General features: G+C 64.6%; 10 protein-coding genes. 7 read left to right on the top strand and 3 right to left on the bottom strand.

The features are described 5' to 3' along the window. Positions 1 to 265 precede the first annotated feature (265 nt). From ACGYLX_RS00490 to ACGYLX_RS00520, 7 genes are all read left to right on the top strand, one after another. Positions 266 to 5,377 carry a GEVED domain-containing protein gene (locus tag ACGYLX_RS00490; RefSeq protein WP_394446722.1) on the top strand — a complete coding sequence of 1,704 codons (5,112 nt, stop codon included), beginning with the start codon at positions 266 to 268 and terminating at the stop codon, positions 5,375 to 5,377. Between the two features lie 188 nt (positions 5,378 to 5,565). Beyond that, a complete protein-coding gene (locus ACGYLX_RS00495) occupies positions 5,566 to 6,483 on the top strand; it encodes an iron-siderophore ABC transporter substrate-binding protein (RefSeq protein ID WP_209218398.1) in 918 nt (305 codons plus the stop codon). Continuing rightward, positions 6,483 to 7,484, top strand: coding sequence for a FecCD family ABC transporter permease (locus tag ACGYLX_RS00500; protein ID WP_394446724.1), 1,002 nt, complete (start codon positions 6,483 to 6,485; stop codon positions 7,482 to 7,484). The genes ACGYLX_RS00495 and ACGYLX_RS00500 overlap by 1 nt, the downstream gene beginning before the upstream one ends. After that, on the top strand, positions 7,481 to 8,512 hold the full coding sequence (locus tag ACGYLX_RS00505) for a FecCD family ABC transporter permease (protein WP_394446726.1): 1,032 nt from the start codon (positions 7,481 to 7,483) through the stop codon (positions 8,510 to 8,512). The genes ACGYLX_RS00500 and ACGYLX_RS00505 overlap by 4 nt, the downstream gene beginning before the upstream one ends. Next, entirely contained in the window at positions 8,509 to 9,333 is an 825-nt protein-coding gene (locus ACGYLX_RS00510; RefSeq protein ID WP_394417036.1) for an ABC transporter ATP-binding protein, read from the top strand. Before ACGYLX_RS00505 ends, ACGYLX_RS00510 begins: the two co-directional genes overlap by 4 nt. A gap of 98 nt (positions 9,334 to 9,431) precedes the next feature. Further along, positions 9,432 to 11,552 carry a TonB-dependent siderophore receptor gene (locus tag ACGYLX_RS00515; protein WP_394446727.1) on the top strand — a complete coding sequence of 707 codons (2,121 nt, stop codon included), beginning with the start codon at positions 9,432 to 9,434 and terminating at the stop codon, positions 11,550 to 11,552. Positions 11,553 to 11,613: 61 nt separating this feature from the next. Next, positions 11,614 to 12,657, top strand: coding sequence for a siderophore-interacting protein (locus ACGYLX_RS00520; protein WP_394446729.1), 1,044 nt, complete (start codon positions 11,614 to 11,616; stop codon positions 12,655 to 12,657). 7 nt (positions 12,658 to 12,664) lie between these two features. Here the strand turns inward: ACGYLX_RS00520 and htpX are convergent, their stop codons facing one another. The 3 genes from htpX to ACGYLX_RS00535 form a co-directional block, all read right to left on the bottom strand. Further along, positions 12,665 to 13,588, bottom strand: a complete 924-nt coding sequence (gene htpX, locus ACGYLX_RS00525; RefSeq protein ID WP_394446731.1) for a zinc metalloprotease HtpX — start codon at positions 13,586 to 13,588, stop codon at positions 12,665 to 12,667. A gap of 162 nt (positions 13,589 to 13,750) precedes the next feature. Then, the gene (locus tag ACGYLX_RS00530) at positions 13,751 to 13,999 is read right to left on the bottom strand and encodes a DUF6552 family protein (RefSeq protein ID WP_394446733.1); all 249 of its coding nucleotides are present in this window, start codon (positions 13,997 to 13,999) and stop codon (positions 13,751 to 13,753) included. Beyond that, positions 13,989 to 14,693 (bottom strand): SDR family oxidoreductase, encoded by a 705-nt coding sequence (locus ACGYLX_RS00535; RefSeq protein ID WP_394446735.1) that lies wholly within the window; start codon positions 14,691 to 14,693, stop codon positions 13,989 to 13,991. Before ACGYLX_RS00535 ends, ACGYLX_RS00530 begins: the two co-directional genes overlap by 11 nt. Positions 14,694 to 14,738 lie beyond the last annotated feature (45 nt).

The raw sequence follows: 14,738 nt of genomic DNA on the forward strand, positions 1-14,738 counted from the left end.
CCCTGATAGCTTTGCAGCGATGCGCCCCACCGGTTTTCCCCGTCCTCCCCTCGGGGGGAAGACCGGGGGCGCATTTGGCGATCTGGCCAGAGCTGTTTCACCTATCCGTAAGTATATCGCGCTATCCGCAGCGGCATCTGCTTTGACCGGACGCACCTTCGCATTGGCAACGACAATTCGCGATAAATGTCCGGTAGATATTTGTTCGTATTCTCGCTGGGGGCCTCGTTGCGCGGGTTCTCCGGTTCGGACCGAAAGGTGAATTGTGAAACGTCTCTCAAACCGAATAGCGCTGCGCGGTGTCTCCTTCGCCGTTTGCGCCGCCCTTGCCGTCTCCTCCTCTCCCGCGGATGCCGGGGATTTCTCGATCGATTGGTCCACTTTCGATTGGCCCGCAGGTTTTGCCGGGCCTTTGTTGCGGACTCTGTCGGACCAATATGGTTTCGAGATCGACACGACGGTCGAGATCACCGGCAATCTGCGCCCCTATAGCACTGATGCGCAGGGCAATCCGATCTTCACGCCCGACGATGTGAATGTTCTGGGCGGCGGTGTCGATTCGCTTGTCATCGTGGGCGATGCCGCGCCGAATGCGGGGCGGCGCGGCGATGACCGGATCACCGCCAGCGTCTCGGCCAGTTCCGGCGGCGTCGCGTTTCAGGTCGACAACCTTACCGTCGACATCCTCGACATCGACCCCACCGACAACCACAGCACCGGGGACCGCTGCGATTTCGTGACCGCCTTTGGTGATAACGGCAACCCAAGTATCACCACACTGGGGCCGGCACCCACCGTCGTGGTCGGCCCCGGGCCGGGGTCCGGCGACACCGGCCTGCTGAACGGGAACGAGGCGCAATGTCTTTTCATCGACGGCAGCGCCTTCCTCTCCCCTGGCTCGGGCGATGATACCAATGGGTCGATCCGGCTGAGCTACCCCAATGCGACCTCACGGATTGAGCTTTGGTACGACGAAAGTATTGGCGAGGTCCGCAGCTACTACAATCCAGTGACCCTGCCCTATGATGCGGGGGCGCGGGGGATCGGCATCTTCGCCGATGTGAACTTTACCACCGAACAGACAATCAGCCTTGCACGGTTTACCAGCCCGCTCTCCGCGCTTCAGGGCACGACGGTCACCTTTATCTATGAGGTGACCAACACAGGGGAGCTGCCCTTCAACCCGAACCAAGACGTGGTGATCGAAGACAGTCTTGTCGGCACGGTCACTTGCCCTGCCATCACCGCACCTGTGGCCCCGGGCGGCAAGGTGACCTGTACGGCGGAATATACCGTGACGGCGGCGGATGCCTTGTCCGGCGCGGTCGACAGTACGGCCACGGCGGGGATCGGCGCGATCGGCACGCCTTTCGTGTCGCGCCTGCAGTCCAACCCGCAAAACGCCAGCATCGTCGCCAATGTCCTGTCCACCGACACCGGCCCGCAAACCTGTACCCCGCGGTCGGTTTTCGCGCAGCCGCGCACGCAGCTGGCAGGGGCGGGCAGCGCGGCGGGGCTGACGACCTCGGACATCTTCGTCTTTGATAATGTCACCACCGACATCAATGGCAACGATCTGGATGTCGTGTTCCAAGCGACCCAGATCAGCAACGCCACTGCGGTCAATATCGACGGCTCGCTCGAAGCGCGGATGACGCCCGCTAACAACGGCTTCGTCACCTACCGTCTGCGCCTTGTCGAAGACGGCAGCGCCACCCCTTCCAACCCCCAAGGGCGGGCGGTCGAGCAAAGCCGTATCAACGGGGTGATCGTTCAGCAGACGGATGTGGACAGCCGTGGGACATCGGATGACAGTTCGGATGTGGTCGGCCCGCTGCTCGCGCCCGATGGCATTTCCTATTTCCACACCGCCCCGCTCGCCGGTTTTCCCGCCGGGGGGCAGGCGATCACGATGGACCCCGCCAAGGTGGGTGACCCAACCAATTGGACGGAAGAGCCGAACGAGACCGGTTTCGACAACTATGCCACCTATGAATACGGCAGCTTCACCGAGGGGGAGTTCATCCACGGCTATACCGGCAGTTCGCTGAACAACGCGCGGCGCGGCTCGTCGATCCGGCTTTGCGCGGTGGCGAATACCTCGGCCAGCGTGGTGGCGGGCGACGATGACTATACCGCGACGCCGCTCAACAGCCTGCTTGGCGGCACGGCGGGAGAGGTCATGTCCAACGACACGATCAACGGGCTGCCTGCCGCGTTCCCCACCGCGACGCTTGCAGTGCTGACCGAAGCCGTACCCCAGAACAGCGGTGATCTGGTCCCCGTGCTGGAAACCCAAGGCGTCGATGCGGGCCGGGTGATCGTCCCGCCGGGGGTGCCCTCGGGCACCTACCTGATCGACTATGAGCTTTGTGACAGCATTGACCCCACGCAATGCGACCGGGCGCAGGTCACGGTCGCGGTCTTTGATGGGCTCGGGGTCGACTTTGGCGATGCGCCGATCTCTTACCTGACCGCCTCGCATGGGGTCAGCGATACGCCGCAGGTCTATCTTGGCGATGTGCCGCCCGATATCGAATTGGTGGCGCAGTCCGATGCCTCGGCCACGGCGGACGACCTGTTGGACAGCGATGACGAAGACGCGGTGATCTTTCCGGTGATGACCCAAGGGATGATCAGCACGCTCAACATTCCGGTCAAAGGGGCGGGCTACCTTCAGGCGTGGATCGACTTTAATGGCGACGGGGTCTTCGAAGGGTCTTTTGGTGAGAACATCGCCCGCGACCTGCGTGACGATGGCACAGGCTTTGACGATGTGGCAGGCGACGGCGTGATCCAGATCGACGTGACCGTGCCCAGCGATGCCACCACCTCCACCACCTTCGCGCGGTTCCGCTATTCCTCTGAGGCCGGGCTGCCGGTGGCGAGCTTTGCCGTCGATGGCGAAATTGAAGACTACTCCCTCATCATCGCGGCTGCCGATCTGGTGGACCGGGGCGACGCGCCTGCCAGCTATGGTGAGCCGCGCCATATCATCGTGCCGGACATCTATCTTGGCGGTGGCCTCCCCGATTCCGAGACCGAGAGCATGTTCAGCGCCAATGCCGATGGTGACGACCTCGACGGGATCGACGACGAGGATTCCATTGCCGAGTTCCCGGTGCTTGAGGCGGGCACCATCGTGCCGCTGACCATTCAGACCCATGAGACCCTCAGCGTGCAACTGGCCCTTGGCCTGCCGGTGACCGAAGGCATCACCAATCTTCAGCTCTGGATCGACTTCAACCAGAACAATGTCTTCGACCCGACCGAACAGGTGGCCATCAACTTTCGCGACGGCGGCTTGGGCGATACCGATGGCGCGTTCAACAACCAGATCAGCCTGAACATTCCCGTGCCGGTCGATGTGGGCAATGGCACCACCTATGCCCGCATCCGCTGGTCGACCTCTAGCGCGCTGACCCAAGACCCCTTCAGCGGTCTGAACTTCGATGGGGAGGTTGAGGATTACCTCGTGACCCTCGTCAATCTGTTGCCGCAGGGCCGGATCGGCGGAACGCTTTATGAGGACGCCGACAGTTCCGGCAGCCGCGACGGGGCCGAAGCCACGCTGCCCGCGGGCATCACCGTGACGCTTTTCGACGATGCAGGCACGCCCGGCGACCGGGCCGATGATACGCAGGTGGCGGTGACCGAAACCGATGCGGCGGGGGCCTATTCCTTCAGCAACCTCGACCCGGCACGTGCCTATCTGGTCGAAGTGGATGAGGCCGACCCTGAGATACCGGCGGGCCTCACCCTGACCACGGGAAACCCGATCGCGAGCCTTGCTGTTGATGCGGGCAGCGGCAGCCCGGTAAGTTCTGATTTCGGTTTTGAAACCCTGCCGACTGAGGCCGATTTGGCCCTGACCCAAACCATCCTACGCGCGGCGGACGCCAGCCCCGCGACAGAGGCCACGGTGGGGGAGGCGCTTGACCTCGTGCTGACCGTGACCAACACCGGGCCCGGCAGCCCCTCGGATGTGCGGGTGCTCGATCTCATCCCCGATGGCTTCGCCTATGTCTCGGACGATGCGGCGGCGCAGGGCGATAGCTATGATGCTTCGACCGGTCTGTGGCTGCTTGGCGACGTGCCCTCGGGCAGCAGCCACAGCCTGACCATCCGCGTCACGATGCAGAGCGAAGGCGCCACGGAAAATCAGGCAGAGATCATCGGCGCGTCGCTTTCTGACCCCGACAGCGACCCCGGCACCGGCGCGCTGGTGGATGACCTCGGCGATGGGCTGGCCGATGATGACGAGGCGTCAGCCCGCGTGGCCCGACGCTCCAACGGTCCGGTGCTTTCGGGCGTGGTGTTCTTTGACATCGGCGCGGGGGCCGACGCCTATGACGGGGCCCAGCAGACTGGCGAGGCGGGCACAGACCGCGCCTTGGTCGAGATCTTGGATGCGGGCGGCGCTTTGTTGGTCACGCCCGATCTGGCGGCGGACGGCACATGGCGCGCGGCCTTGCCCGAGGGGTATAGCGGCGCTGTCACCGTGGTGGCCGAGCCCGGTGCGGGTCTGCTCAATGTATCCGAGGGCGGCGCGGCCTTGCCCGGCGTGGTCAACGGCGATCCCCATGACGGGCGCTTCACCTTCACCCCCGCGGCGGGCACCGCCTACGCCGGGCTCGACTTCGGCCTCATCGAAGCGGCGCGGCTGAACCAATCGCAGGACAAGACGATCCGGGCAGGACAGGTCTTGGCGCTGCGGCATGAGTATATCGCCTCGGCCCCCGGAAGCGTGACCTTCAGCGTCACCGCCGAAGCCTCGGCCCCCGAAGGGGCCTTCTCGACCGCGCTTTACGAGGATACGGATTGCGACGGCACGCCAGACCAAGCGATCACCGGAACGCTGCCCACCGAGGCGGGCGGGCTGATCTGTGTCCTTGCACGGGTCACCGCCTCGGGCGCGGCAACGCAGGGATCGACCTATCCCTTCGATCTGGTCGCCGACACCAGCTATGGCTCCAGCGGCCTCGCCCAGCGAAACGTCAACACCGACCGGTTGGTGGTTGAGGCGGCGCAGGGCACGTTGAAACTGTCCAAAACCGTCCGCAACGTGACGCGCGGCACGCCCGAAGGGGTCAGCAACGGCGCCGCTGCCGGGGATGTGTTGGAATACCGCATCTATGTCGAAACCGTGGGCACCGTGCCCGCGCGCGACATCGTCGTCTACGACAAGACGCCGCCCTACACGGCTCTGGCCGCGGCGGTGCCCAGCCCGGTCACCCTGGCCGATGGGGTGACCTGCACTTTGGACGCGCCATTGGCGAATGCACCGGGCTATGACGGGGCGCTGCGCTGGTCCTGTACGGGGGCGCTGCAACCCGGCGCGCAGGGCTTCGTCTCCTTCGAGGTCAGCATCCAATAGCCACAGGCCGGGGCCGTTTTGCAGGTGGCCCCGGCACCGCCCGACCCCGTGATTCGATGAACTGCCCTGTTGCATCCCCGCCCGCTGGGGCATAACAGGCAATAGTTTACTAAAAGAATCGGATTAAGGGGGCCGCGGTGCTCAGAACGTTGTCATTCATTTGCTTGGCCTTCGGCGCGACCGCCGCCATGGCGCAGGACTTTCCCGTCACCGTTGAACACGCCTTCGGCGAGACAACCATCGAAGAGCGTCCCGAGCGGGTCGCCTCGGTCGGTTGGGCCAATCACGAAGTGCCCTTGGCGCTTGGTATCGTGCCGGTCGGCTTCGCCCGTGCCTCTTGGGGGGACGACGATGGCGATGGGCTGCTGCCTTGGGTGATCGAACGGCTGGACGAGCTCGACGCCGAAGTGCCCACGCTCTTTGATGAGGGCGACGGTATCGATTTCGAGGCCGTGGCCAGCACCCAGCCCGATGTGATCCTCGCCGCCTATTCCGGCCTGTCGCAGTCGGACTATGAAACGCTCAGCCGCATCGCCCCGGTCGTCGCCTATCCCGAAGCGGCATGGACAACGACATGGCGCGAGATGATCCGCCAGAATGCGGCGGGCCTCGGCATGGCCGAAGAGGGCGAGGCGATGGTCGCCGAGATCGAAGAGCGGATCGCGACCGCCCGCGCGGCGCATCCCGAACTGGCGGGCAAGACCGGTATGTTCGTGACCCACCTTGACCCGCGTGACCTTAGCACCATCGGTTTCTACGCCGCCGCTGACCAGCGGGTGCAATTCCTGACCGACCTCGGCATGGCGACGCCGCAGGCGGTGCGCGAGGCCAGCGAGGCCGGGAAATACTCGGGCCGTGTCAGTGCAGAACGGATCGACCTGTTCGAAGACGTGGATGTTGTGGTGACCTATGGCGATCAGGCGCGCTTGGATGAACTGGCCAAAAACCCGCTGATCGCGCGCTTTCCGGCTGTCGCCCGCGGCTCGGTCGTGCTTTTGGCGAATGACCCGATGGGCACCGCCGCGAACCCGACACCGCTGTCGATCGACTATGTGCTCGATGATTACCTCGCGCGGCTGAGCGCCGCCGCCACGCGCGGCGAATAATGCAGGTGCAGCGCCCCCAACGGCTGGCAGGCCTCGCGCTTTTGCTTGGCCTGCTTCTGCTGATGACCGGCCTGTCGCTGACCGTGGGCGCGCGCGTCGTGCCGTGGGGCGAGATCTGGGCGGGCATGACCGGCCGGATCGAGACCATCGGCGCCGCCGCAGTCGCGGTGCGGATGCCGCGCACGGCGCTGGCGATCTTGGCGGGCGCGGCGCTTGGTCTTGCAGGCGCGGTGATGCAGGGCATCAGCCGCAACCCTTTGGCTGATCCGGGCATTCTGGGCGTTAACGCGGGGGCGGCGCTTTTTGTCGTGGTGGGCATCGCTTGGTTCGACATCAACGGCGCGCAGAGCTTTCTGTGGCTCGGCATCGCTGGGGCCGGGGTGACGGCGGTTTTCGTCTATCTGATTGGCTCCGCCGGGCAGGGCGGCGCGACACCGCTCAAGCTGACACTTGCGGGCACCGCGACCTCCGTCGCGGTTTCGGCCTTCATCATCGCGGTGGTGCTGCCGCGCAATGACATCGCGGGTTCCGTGCAATCTTGGCAGGTGGGCGGCATCGGCGGCGCGAGTTTCGAGACCCTCTTGCCCGCCTTGCCCTTCGCGCTGGTGGGGCTGGCGCTGAGCCTCGCCTCGGCCCGGGTTCTTAACGCATTGGCCTTGGGCGAAGAACTGGCCACCGGCCTTGGCCAGAGCGTCGCCTTGGGCCGGGTTATGGCGGCGGCGGGGGCGGTGATCCTCTGCGGCACGGCGACCGCGCTTTGCGGGCCGATCGGCTTTGTCGGGCTGGTGGTGCCGCATCTGTGTCGGATGATCGCGGGTGTCGATTACCGGCTGGTGCTGCCGCTCTCGGCCTTGGCGGGGGCCTCCATGCTGGGGCTGTCGGACGTGCTGGGCCGAGTCATCGCCCGCCCGAATGAGTTGGACGTGGGCATCGTCACGGCCTTTGTCGGCGCGCCCTTCTTTATCTGGACGGTGCGCAATCACAGGATGCGCGGGCTATGAGCGATGTGACCATTACCGCACCCCGCCGTTTCCGCCCTGCCGCGACGCGGCGTGTTCAGGTGCTGGTCGCGCTGGCCGCGCTCGTTTCCGCGCTTATGCTCCTGACGCTCAGCTGTGGGCGCGGTTGCCTACCGCCGGGCGATGTCTGGGCCGCGCTGACGGGGGCGCCGGGGGCCAATGCCTCATTTGTGGTGACCGATTTGCGCCTGCCGCGCGCGTTCATGGGGTTGCTGGCCGGGGCCAGCTTTGGCTTGGGCGGGGTGGCGTTTCAGATCATGCTGCGCAACCCGCTGGCCAGCCCCGATATCATCGGCATCAGCGCCAGCGCAGGTGCGGCGGCGGTCTTTGCCATCGTCATCCTGGCCCTCGACGGTTGGCTGGTGTCGCTCGTCGCGGTGGCGGCGGGGCTTGGGGTCGCGGCGATGATCTGGGCGCTGTCCTCGCGCCGCGGTGCCGCCGGGGCGCGGCTGATCCTGATCGGCATCGGCGTCTCTGCCATGCTCGACAGTGTGACGGCCTATGTCTTGCTTGAAGCGCCCGCATGGGACCGGGCCGAGGCGATGCGCTGGCTGACCGGCAGCCTCAACGGCATGCAACTGGTCCAAGCGCTGCCCGTGGCGGGGGCGCTGTTGGTCTTCGGCGGGCTCTTGGCCGTTACCGCCCGCGACTTGGAGGTGCTGCGCCTTGGTGATGACACCGCCGAAGCCTTGGGCGTGCGTGCTGACGCCACGCGGCTGCGGGTGACACTGGCCGCCGTCGGCCTTGTGGCCATCGCCACGGCAGCGACCGGGCCGATTGCCTTTGTCGCCTTCCTCTCAGGCCCCATCGCGGCGCGGCTTTTGCCGGGCACGACCGGTTTGTTGCTGGGGGCCGGGCTGGTCGGCGCCGTGTTGGTCATCGCGGGCGATTTCGTTGGGCAGTTCCTGCTGCCCGCCCGCTTGCCCGTGGGGGTCGTCACCGGCGCGGTCGGCGCGCCCTTCCTTTTGTATCTCATCGTTCGCGCCAATAGAAATGGGGGCACGCTATGACCCACGACCACCGTCTTGAAACGCGCGATCTGGGCGCGGGCTATGAAAAGCGTGTGATTTTGGAGGGGGTAACGCTCACCGTCCCGGCGGGGAAGATCACGGCCATCGTGGGTGGGAACGCCTCGGGCAAGTCGACGCTTTTGCGGACGCTGGCGCGGATTTTGCAGCCCAAGTCCGGCGCGGTTCTGCTGGATGGCGAAGCGGTGCACCAAATGAAATCGCGCAAGCTGGCGCAGGTCATGGGGCTGCTGCCGCAATCGCCCATCGCGCCTGAGGGGATCGCCGTGGCCGATCTTGTGGGGCGTGGGCGGCATCCGCATCAGGGGCTGTTCTCGCGCTGGTCGGCAGAGGATGACCGCGCCGTGGCCCGCGCGCTGGCCGCGACGGGGACCGAGGAGCTGGCCGAGCGCGATCTCGACACCCTGTCGGGCGGTCAACGCCAGCGGGTATGGATCGCCATGGCCTTGGCGCAGGAGACCGATCTGCTGCTGCTGGACGAGCCAACGACCTTTCTGGACGTGGCGCATCAGGTCGAGGTGCTGGACCTGCTGGTCGATCTCAACATGGCGCAAGGCACGACGATCGTCATGGTGCTGCATGATCTGAACCTCGCCGCGCGCTATGCCGATCACCTGATCGCCGTGGGCGATGGGGGCATCCGCGCCGAGGGGCCGCCCGCCGAGGTCCTGACCGAGGAATTGGTGAAAACCGTCTTTGGCCTGTCGTGCCGTATCGTCAACGATCCGGTCTCGCAGACCCCCTGCATGGTGCCGATTGGGCGTCACAAGATCGGGCCGCCACGCAAAGATGCCGCGGCCTGAAAATAACTGACTAATTTGGTCAGATTGACTCTGGTCTCCTCCGTATCATAGGGGTAAGGGAATCCCGACAGATTCACTAGGTTATTACGGAGACCGCCATGTCCTCTTCCAAACTCATCCCCCTGCAACTGGGGCGCGGCTCTCTCAAGACGGCGCTTTTGTGCTGTACGGCGCTGGTGCCGGGCACGCTTTACGCGCAAGAAGCTTACCAGTTGGATGACGTGATCCTCGAAGCCGAAGCGCAGACTTCGGGCGCGGCGGATGCCGAAACGGTTGTCGCCAGCGAGATCAGCAGCGGCGGCAAACTGTCGGGTGAGATCATCGACATCCCGGCCAGCGTCTCGGTCATCACCAGCCGTGAGATCGAAGCCCGCGGCGCGGATAGCGTGGAGCAGGTGTTGAACTACACCGCCGGTGCCAGCACCGACAGCTATGGCGCGGATGACCGGTTCGACTATTTCATCCTGCGCGGGTTCGAAGCCTATACCTACCGCGACGGGCTGACGCTGGGCGCGAACTTCGGATCGGTCCGCGAAGAGCCTTTCGCCTATGAGCGCGTCGAGGTGATCCGCGGCGCGTCGTCGTCGACCTTCGGCCTCTCCGATCCCGGCGGCTCGGTCAACTATGTCAGCAAACGCCCCCGCGACGAACGTTTTGGCAGTGTCTACACCTCGGTCGACTCCTATGGCAGCTTGGAAACCGGTGTGGATTTCGGCGACAATCTGGATGAGGAAGGCACGCTCAGCTACCGTTTCACCGGTCTGCTGCGCAATGGCGAGCTTGAGTATCCCTATTCCGAGAACGATGAGATCTTCGCGATGGGCGGCCTGACATGGCGCCCCTCCGATGCGTCTGAGCTGACCGTGATCGTCGACCACCTTGACCGCGACTCCGTGCCCGGCAGCGGCGGTTTCCCGGCGGGCGGCGATTTTGACCGCAGCGATGTGTTCTATGGCGAGCCTGACTACAACTACCGCGGCACCGAGCGGACGACCGTCTCTGTTCTGGGCGCGCATGATTTTGGCAACGGGCTGAGCTTTGGCGGCACCCTGCGCTACAGCGACAGCGCCGATGACTTCGGCTATGCCTATGTCAGCGATGGAACCCCGAATGACAGCACGGTGGACCGCGCCTTTTTTGCCAGCGATGGCACGAGCGAGAGCATGATCTCCGATCTGCATCTGACCTATGAGGGGTTCCTCGGCGGGGCGGCCAGCACCACCACGGCGGGCGTCGAATTCTCCTGGTCCGATAGCACCGATCTGCGCTTGTATGGCGGGGCCCCTTCGGTTGACCTCGACAACCCGACGCCTACAGGCCGCCCCGACAGTGTCCCATTCTATCAGGAAGTGATTGAAGATACTCAAGGTAAAGCCATCTACTTGCAGCAAGAATTCAATTGGCAGGACCGTTTTCTTGCCTCCTTTGGATTGCGTCACGACTGGATCGACATCCACCAAACGCGGACAGATGTTGACTATGTGAACGGCGGAACCATCACAACTCAAGCTGACGGTGAAATTAGCGAGACGACAGGCCGCGTGGGTTTGACCTACAAGATCAAACCAAACCTTTCGGTTTTCGGTAACTACGCGCAATCAGTCGTGCCTGCGGGCATCGGCATTGAGCCAGAAGAGGGCGAGCAGTTCGAACTGGGCACCAAATGGCAGCCCATGGGGACCAACGCGCTGTTGACGGCCTCGGTCTATGACCTGTCGAAAAGCAACATCACCCGCACCAACCCTGCGACCAACCTGCCGGAAACCATTGGTGAGATCGGCGTGCGCGGCATCGATCTGGAAGCCAAGGCCGAGATGGGTGCCTATACCTTCACCGCCGCCTACAGCTATCTAGATGCCGAGATCAAAGAGAACGGCACCTCTGGCAACGTTGGCAACCGCCCCGGTCTGGTGCCTGAAAACGTCGCTTCGATCTGGGCCAGCCGGACTTGGGAAAACCTTGGCCGCGGTGATCTGACCGTCGGTTTGGGCGCACGGTTCAACAGCGGCTACTACTACAGCGACAGCAACGCCACAGGCGAGACGGGCAGCTTTGTCGTGGTGGATGCCGCGGTAAGCTATGACCTGTCCGAGCAGACTACCCTGTCGGCCAATGTCACCAACCTGTTCGACGAAAAGCACACCTCCTTCGGCGGCTCTTACGCTGACTTCTACAGCCCCGGCCGTGAAGTCACCGTGAAGCTGGCCCATAGCTGGTGAGCCTAGAGCGCGGCACTCCCCTCGTGTGCCGCGCTTTTCTTTGCCTCGGGAGGAGCCACGGATGACCATCGCCAAAGCCAAGACCACCATCCCCATGGATGCCCCGCAGGAGATGCTCTCGCAAATCCTGTCGCATCTTGTCGATGATCACGGCATGGCGTTTCGCGCCAAGGGGCCGACGGGTCATGTGTTTGAGCAAGACGGCTACCGGGTAGAGTTCGATCTTTGCCCGCGTGGGCTGGAGGTCAGCCTGCAAGCCCCCGGCGAGAATGCCATGCAATTCTCGAAAGAGGGCATGGTCCATCATGTGGCGGAGTTTGACCCCGCGCTGGCCGATCGCATCCGCTGGCAGGGTGTGGCGCAAGAGGCCGGAGAGACGCCGCAGAACTTCCGTTTGTTGGAGGTGCTGAACAGCGAAATCCTCTTCGAAGGGATGCAGCGCGTCACCCTGCATTACCCGGATATTGCCGAACTTGCCCCGCAGGGCATCCATCTGCGCCTGATCCTGCCGCGCGATGCCAGCCGCACGCCGGTCTGGCCGGTGATGGGCGCCAATGGGGCGCCGGTTTGGCCCAAGGGTGCGGATGAGTTGCACGCGCGCTATGTCACACTCAAGAACATCCGCCCCGAGCGCGAAGAGGTCGATATCGACGTGGTCCGCCACGGCTCTGGCCTGATCTCGCAATGGGCGCAGAACGCCCATGCCGGGCAGCGGATCGGTGCAATGGGGCCGGTGGGCATCAGCGCTTTGCCGAAAGCCTCTTCCTATTTCCTCGCCGCCGATGGCACGGGGCTGCCCGCCGTGGCGCAGCTTTTGGCGCGGCTGCCGGAGGATGCGGTGGGCGATGTGGTGGCGGCCCTGCCGCAAGGCGTGTCGTATCGCGACTACCTGCCCAAGACCAAGCTGCGCGTCCATGCCCTGCCGCCCGCCACCTTCGAAGCCGAAGTGCTTGGCCATGCGCAGGCGCTGACGGATGACGGTTTGGGCTATGCATTTTTCGCCGGAGAGTTCCAGAACGCGCAGCAATTGCGCGGGCATTTCAAAACCCAGCTCGGCATGGATAAAACCCGCCAGATTTGCACCGCCTACTGGCGGCGGGGCTAAGCGCGGCCTAGCGCCACGGCCCCGCGTCGCGGCGTCTGCCGGTTTTCGGGATGCGGCTGCTGCTGGTTGGGCGGGCGCTCTGTGTTCGCACTGGCGCGGCGTCAGGTGTCATCGCACGCAGGGCCGCGATGCGGTTCTCCGTCGCCGGGTGCGTGGCGAAAAGATTGTCGTGTTTATGCGCGTGTAGCGGGTTGATGATGAACATATGCGCCGTGGCCGGATTGCGCTCTGCCGCGTGATTGTCGATCCGCGCAGCCCCCATGGCGATCTTCTCAAGCGCGGAGGCGAGCCAGAGCGGATGGCCGCAGATCTCGGCCCCGGCCTTATCGGCGGCATATTCCCGTGTCCGGCTGATCGCCATCTGCACCAGCGCTGCGGCCATGGGGGCGAGGAACATCATCATCAACGTCCCGATCATCCCCATCCGCTCTCGCGCGCCGCCGAAGAACAGCGCAAAATTCGCCAGCATCGAAATCGCACCGGCGAAAGTGGCCGTCACGGTCATGATCGCCGTGTCATGGTTGCGGATATGGGCCAGCTCATGCGCGATGACGCCCGCCAGTTCCTCGCGGCTGAGGCTTTGCATCAGCCCCTTGGTCACCGCCACGGCAGCATTGGCCGGGTTGCGCCCGGTTGCGAAGGCGTTGGGCTGGGGCGTGTCGATCAGATAGACCTTGGGCTCGGGGAGGCCCGCATTCCGCGCAAGCTCTGCCGTCATGGCGTAGAGCCCCGCGCGGTCCCCCGGCGAGACGGGCTGCGCATTGTGCATCTTGAGCACCAAGCGGTCGGAGTTCCACCAAGTGAAGGCGTTCATCCCCGCCGCCACCACCAGCGCGATCAGCGCACCGCCCGATCCGCCGATCAGATAGCCGACCCCCATGAAAAGCGCGGTCATCGCCGCCATCAGCATCGCTGTCTTCACATAGCCCATCTTGGTCTCTCGCGGTTGTCCTTTGCAAAGAGATATGGGGCAGCTTCCGCGTCGTGCAAGGTAGGCGGGGGAGGGGGGCACGGTTCTCCCCCGCCGGATGATATACTCGGATACGGGGGCCGAGAGGGCGTCACGCAGGCGACACCCCTCGACACACCGCCATTACTGGCTGGCCATCCCCGCCAGCATCGCCCCCATGGCAACGTGGTGAACCAGCGTGATCGCCCGGTCATTCCAAAGCAGCCCGACGATCAGCCAGCCCAGAACCCCCACCACGAAGAGGTAGAGGTTCCACGGCGTCCAGCCGAAACCTGTGGCGGCATAGCCGAGGATCTGGATCACCGAGGCGATCCATTTGACCCAAAAGGCCAGCCGCTGCGGCGTGCCGGGCGCAAGCACTTCAGACGCCACGGGTCAGCCCGCCGTCGATGCGCCAGTTCTGCCCGGTGACATAGGCCCCGCCCTCGGAGGCGAGCCAGCCGATCAGCGATGACACCTCGGCCTCGGTGCCGTAGCGCCCCATCGGAATGCGCGCGCGCCGGTCCTCAGTCTCGGGCAGGCTGTCGATAAAGCCGGGCAAGACGTTGTTCATGCGGATGTTCTGGCCCGCATATTGGTCGGCATAGAGTTTGGCGAAACCCGCCAGCCCGGCGCGGAAGACGCCCGAGGTCGGAAAGAGCGGGTCCGGCTCGAAGGTGGCGAAGGTCGAGATATTGATGATCGCGCCGCCGCCCTGCGCCGCCATGATCGGCGTTACCAAACGGGTGGGGCGGATCACGTTCATCAGATAGACATCCATCCCATCGTGCCAATCTGCGTCGCTCATTTCCAGAATGTCGCCCTTCGGCCCATGCCCGGCGGAGTTCACCAGCACATCGACGCGGTCCCAACGGTCCATCGCGCCATCCACCAGCTGCGCCAGCGCGTCTGGCGATTGGTTCGAGCCGGTGATGCCAAAGCCGCCCAGTTCGGTGCCGAGCGCCTCCCCCTTGCCGGAGGAAGACAGGACACCGACCTTAAAGCCGTCTGCCGCCAGTTTGCGGGCCGCGCCCGCGCCCATGCCGCTGCCGCCTGCGGTGATAAGGGCTACTTTTTCTGCTGTCATCAGGTATGCTCCATATACAAGGCAGCGATTGCGCTGCGGGGATAT

Origin of the sequence: Sulfitobacter sp. 1A13496, from assembly GCF_043557225.1 — a bacterium.
In the GTDB taxonomy this organism is placed as follows: Bacteria; Pseudomonadota; Alphaproteobacteria; order Rhodobacterales; family Rhodobacteraceae; genus Sulfitobacter; species Sulfitobacter faviae.

What these genes read in the sequence shown, in the direction of transcription:
- ACGYLX_RS00495 (WP_209218398.1), top strand. Translation starts at nt 5,566, where the DNA reads ATGGCGCAGGACTTTCCCGTCACCGTTGAACACGCCTTCGGCGAGACA.
- ACGYLX_RS00500 (WP_394446724.1), top strand. Translation starts at nt 6,483, where the DNA reads ATGCAGGTGCAGCGCCCCCAACGGCTGGCAGGCCTCGCGCTTTTGCTT.
- ACGYLX_RS00505 (WP_394446726.1), top strand. Translation starts at nt 7,481, where the DNA reads ATGAGCGATGTGACCATTACCGCACCCCGCCGTTTCCGCCCTGCCGCG.
- ACGYLX_RS00510 (WP_394417036.1), top strand. Translation starts at nt 8,509, where the DNA reads ATGACCCACGACCACCGTCTTGAAACGCGCGATCTGGGCGCGGGCTAT.
- ACGYLX_RS00515 (WP_394446727.1), top strand. Translation starts at nt 9,432, where the DNA reads ATGTCCTCTTCCAAACTCATCCCCCTGCAACTGGGGCGCGGCTCTCTC.
- ACGYLX_RS00520 (WP_394446729.1), top strand. Translation starts at nt 11,614, where the DNA reads ATGACCATCGCCAAAGCCAAGACCACCATCCCCATGGATGCCCCGCAG.
- htpX (WP_394446731.1), bottom strand. Translation starts at nt 13,588, where the DNA reads ATGGGCTATGTGAAGACAGCGATGCTGATGGCGGCGATGACCGCGCTT.
- ACGYLX_RS00535 (WP_394446735.1), bottom strand. Translation starts at nt 14,693, where the DNA reads ATGACAGCAGAAAAAGTAGCCCTTATCACCGCAGGCGGCAGCGGCATG.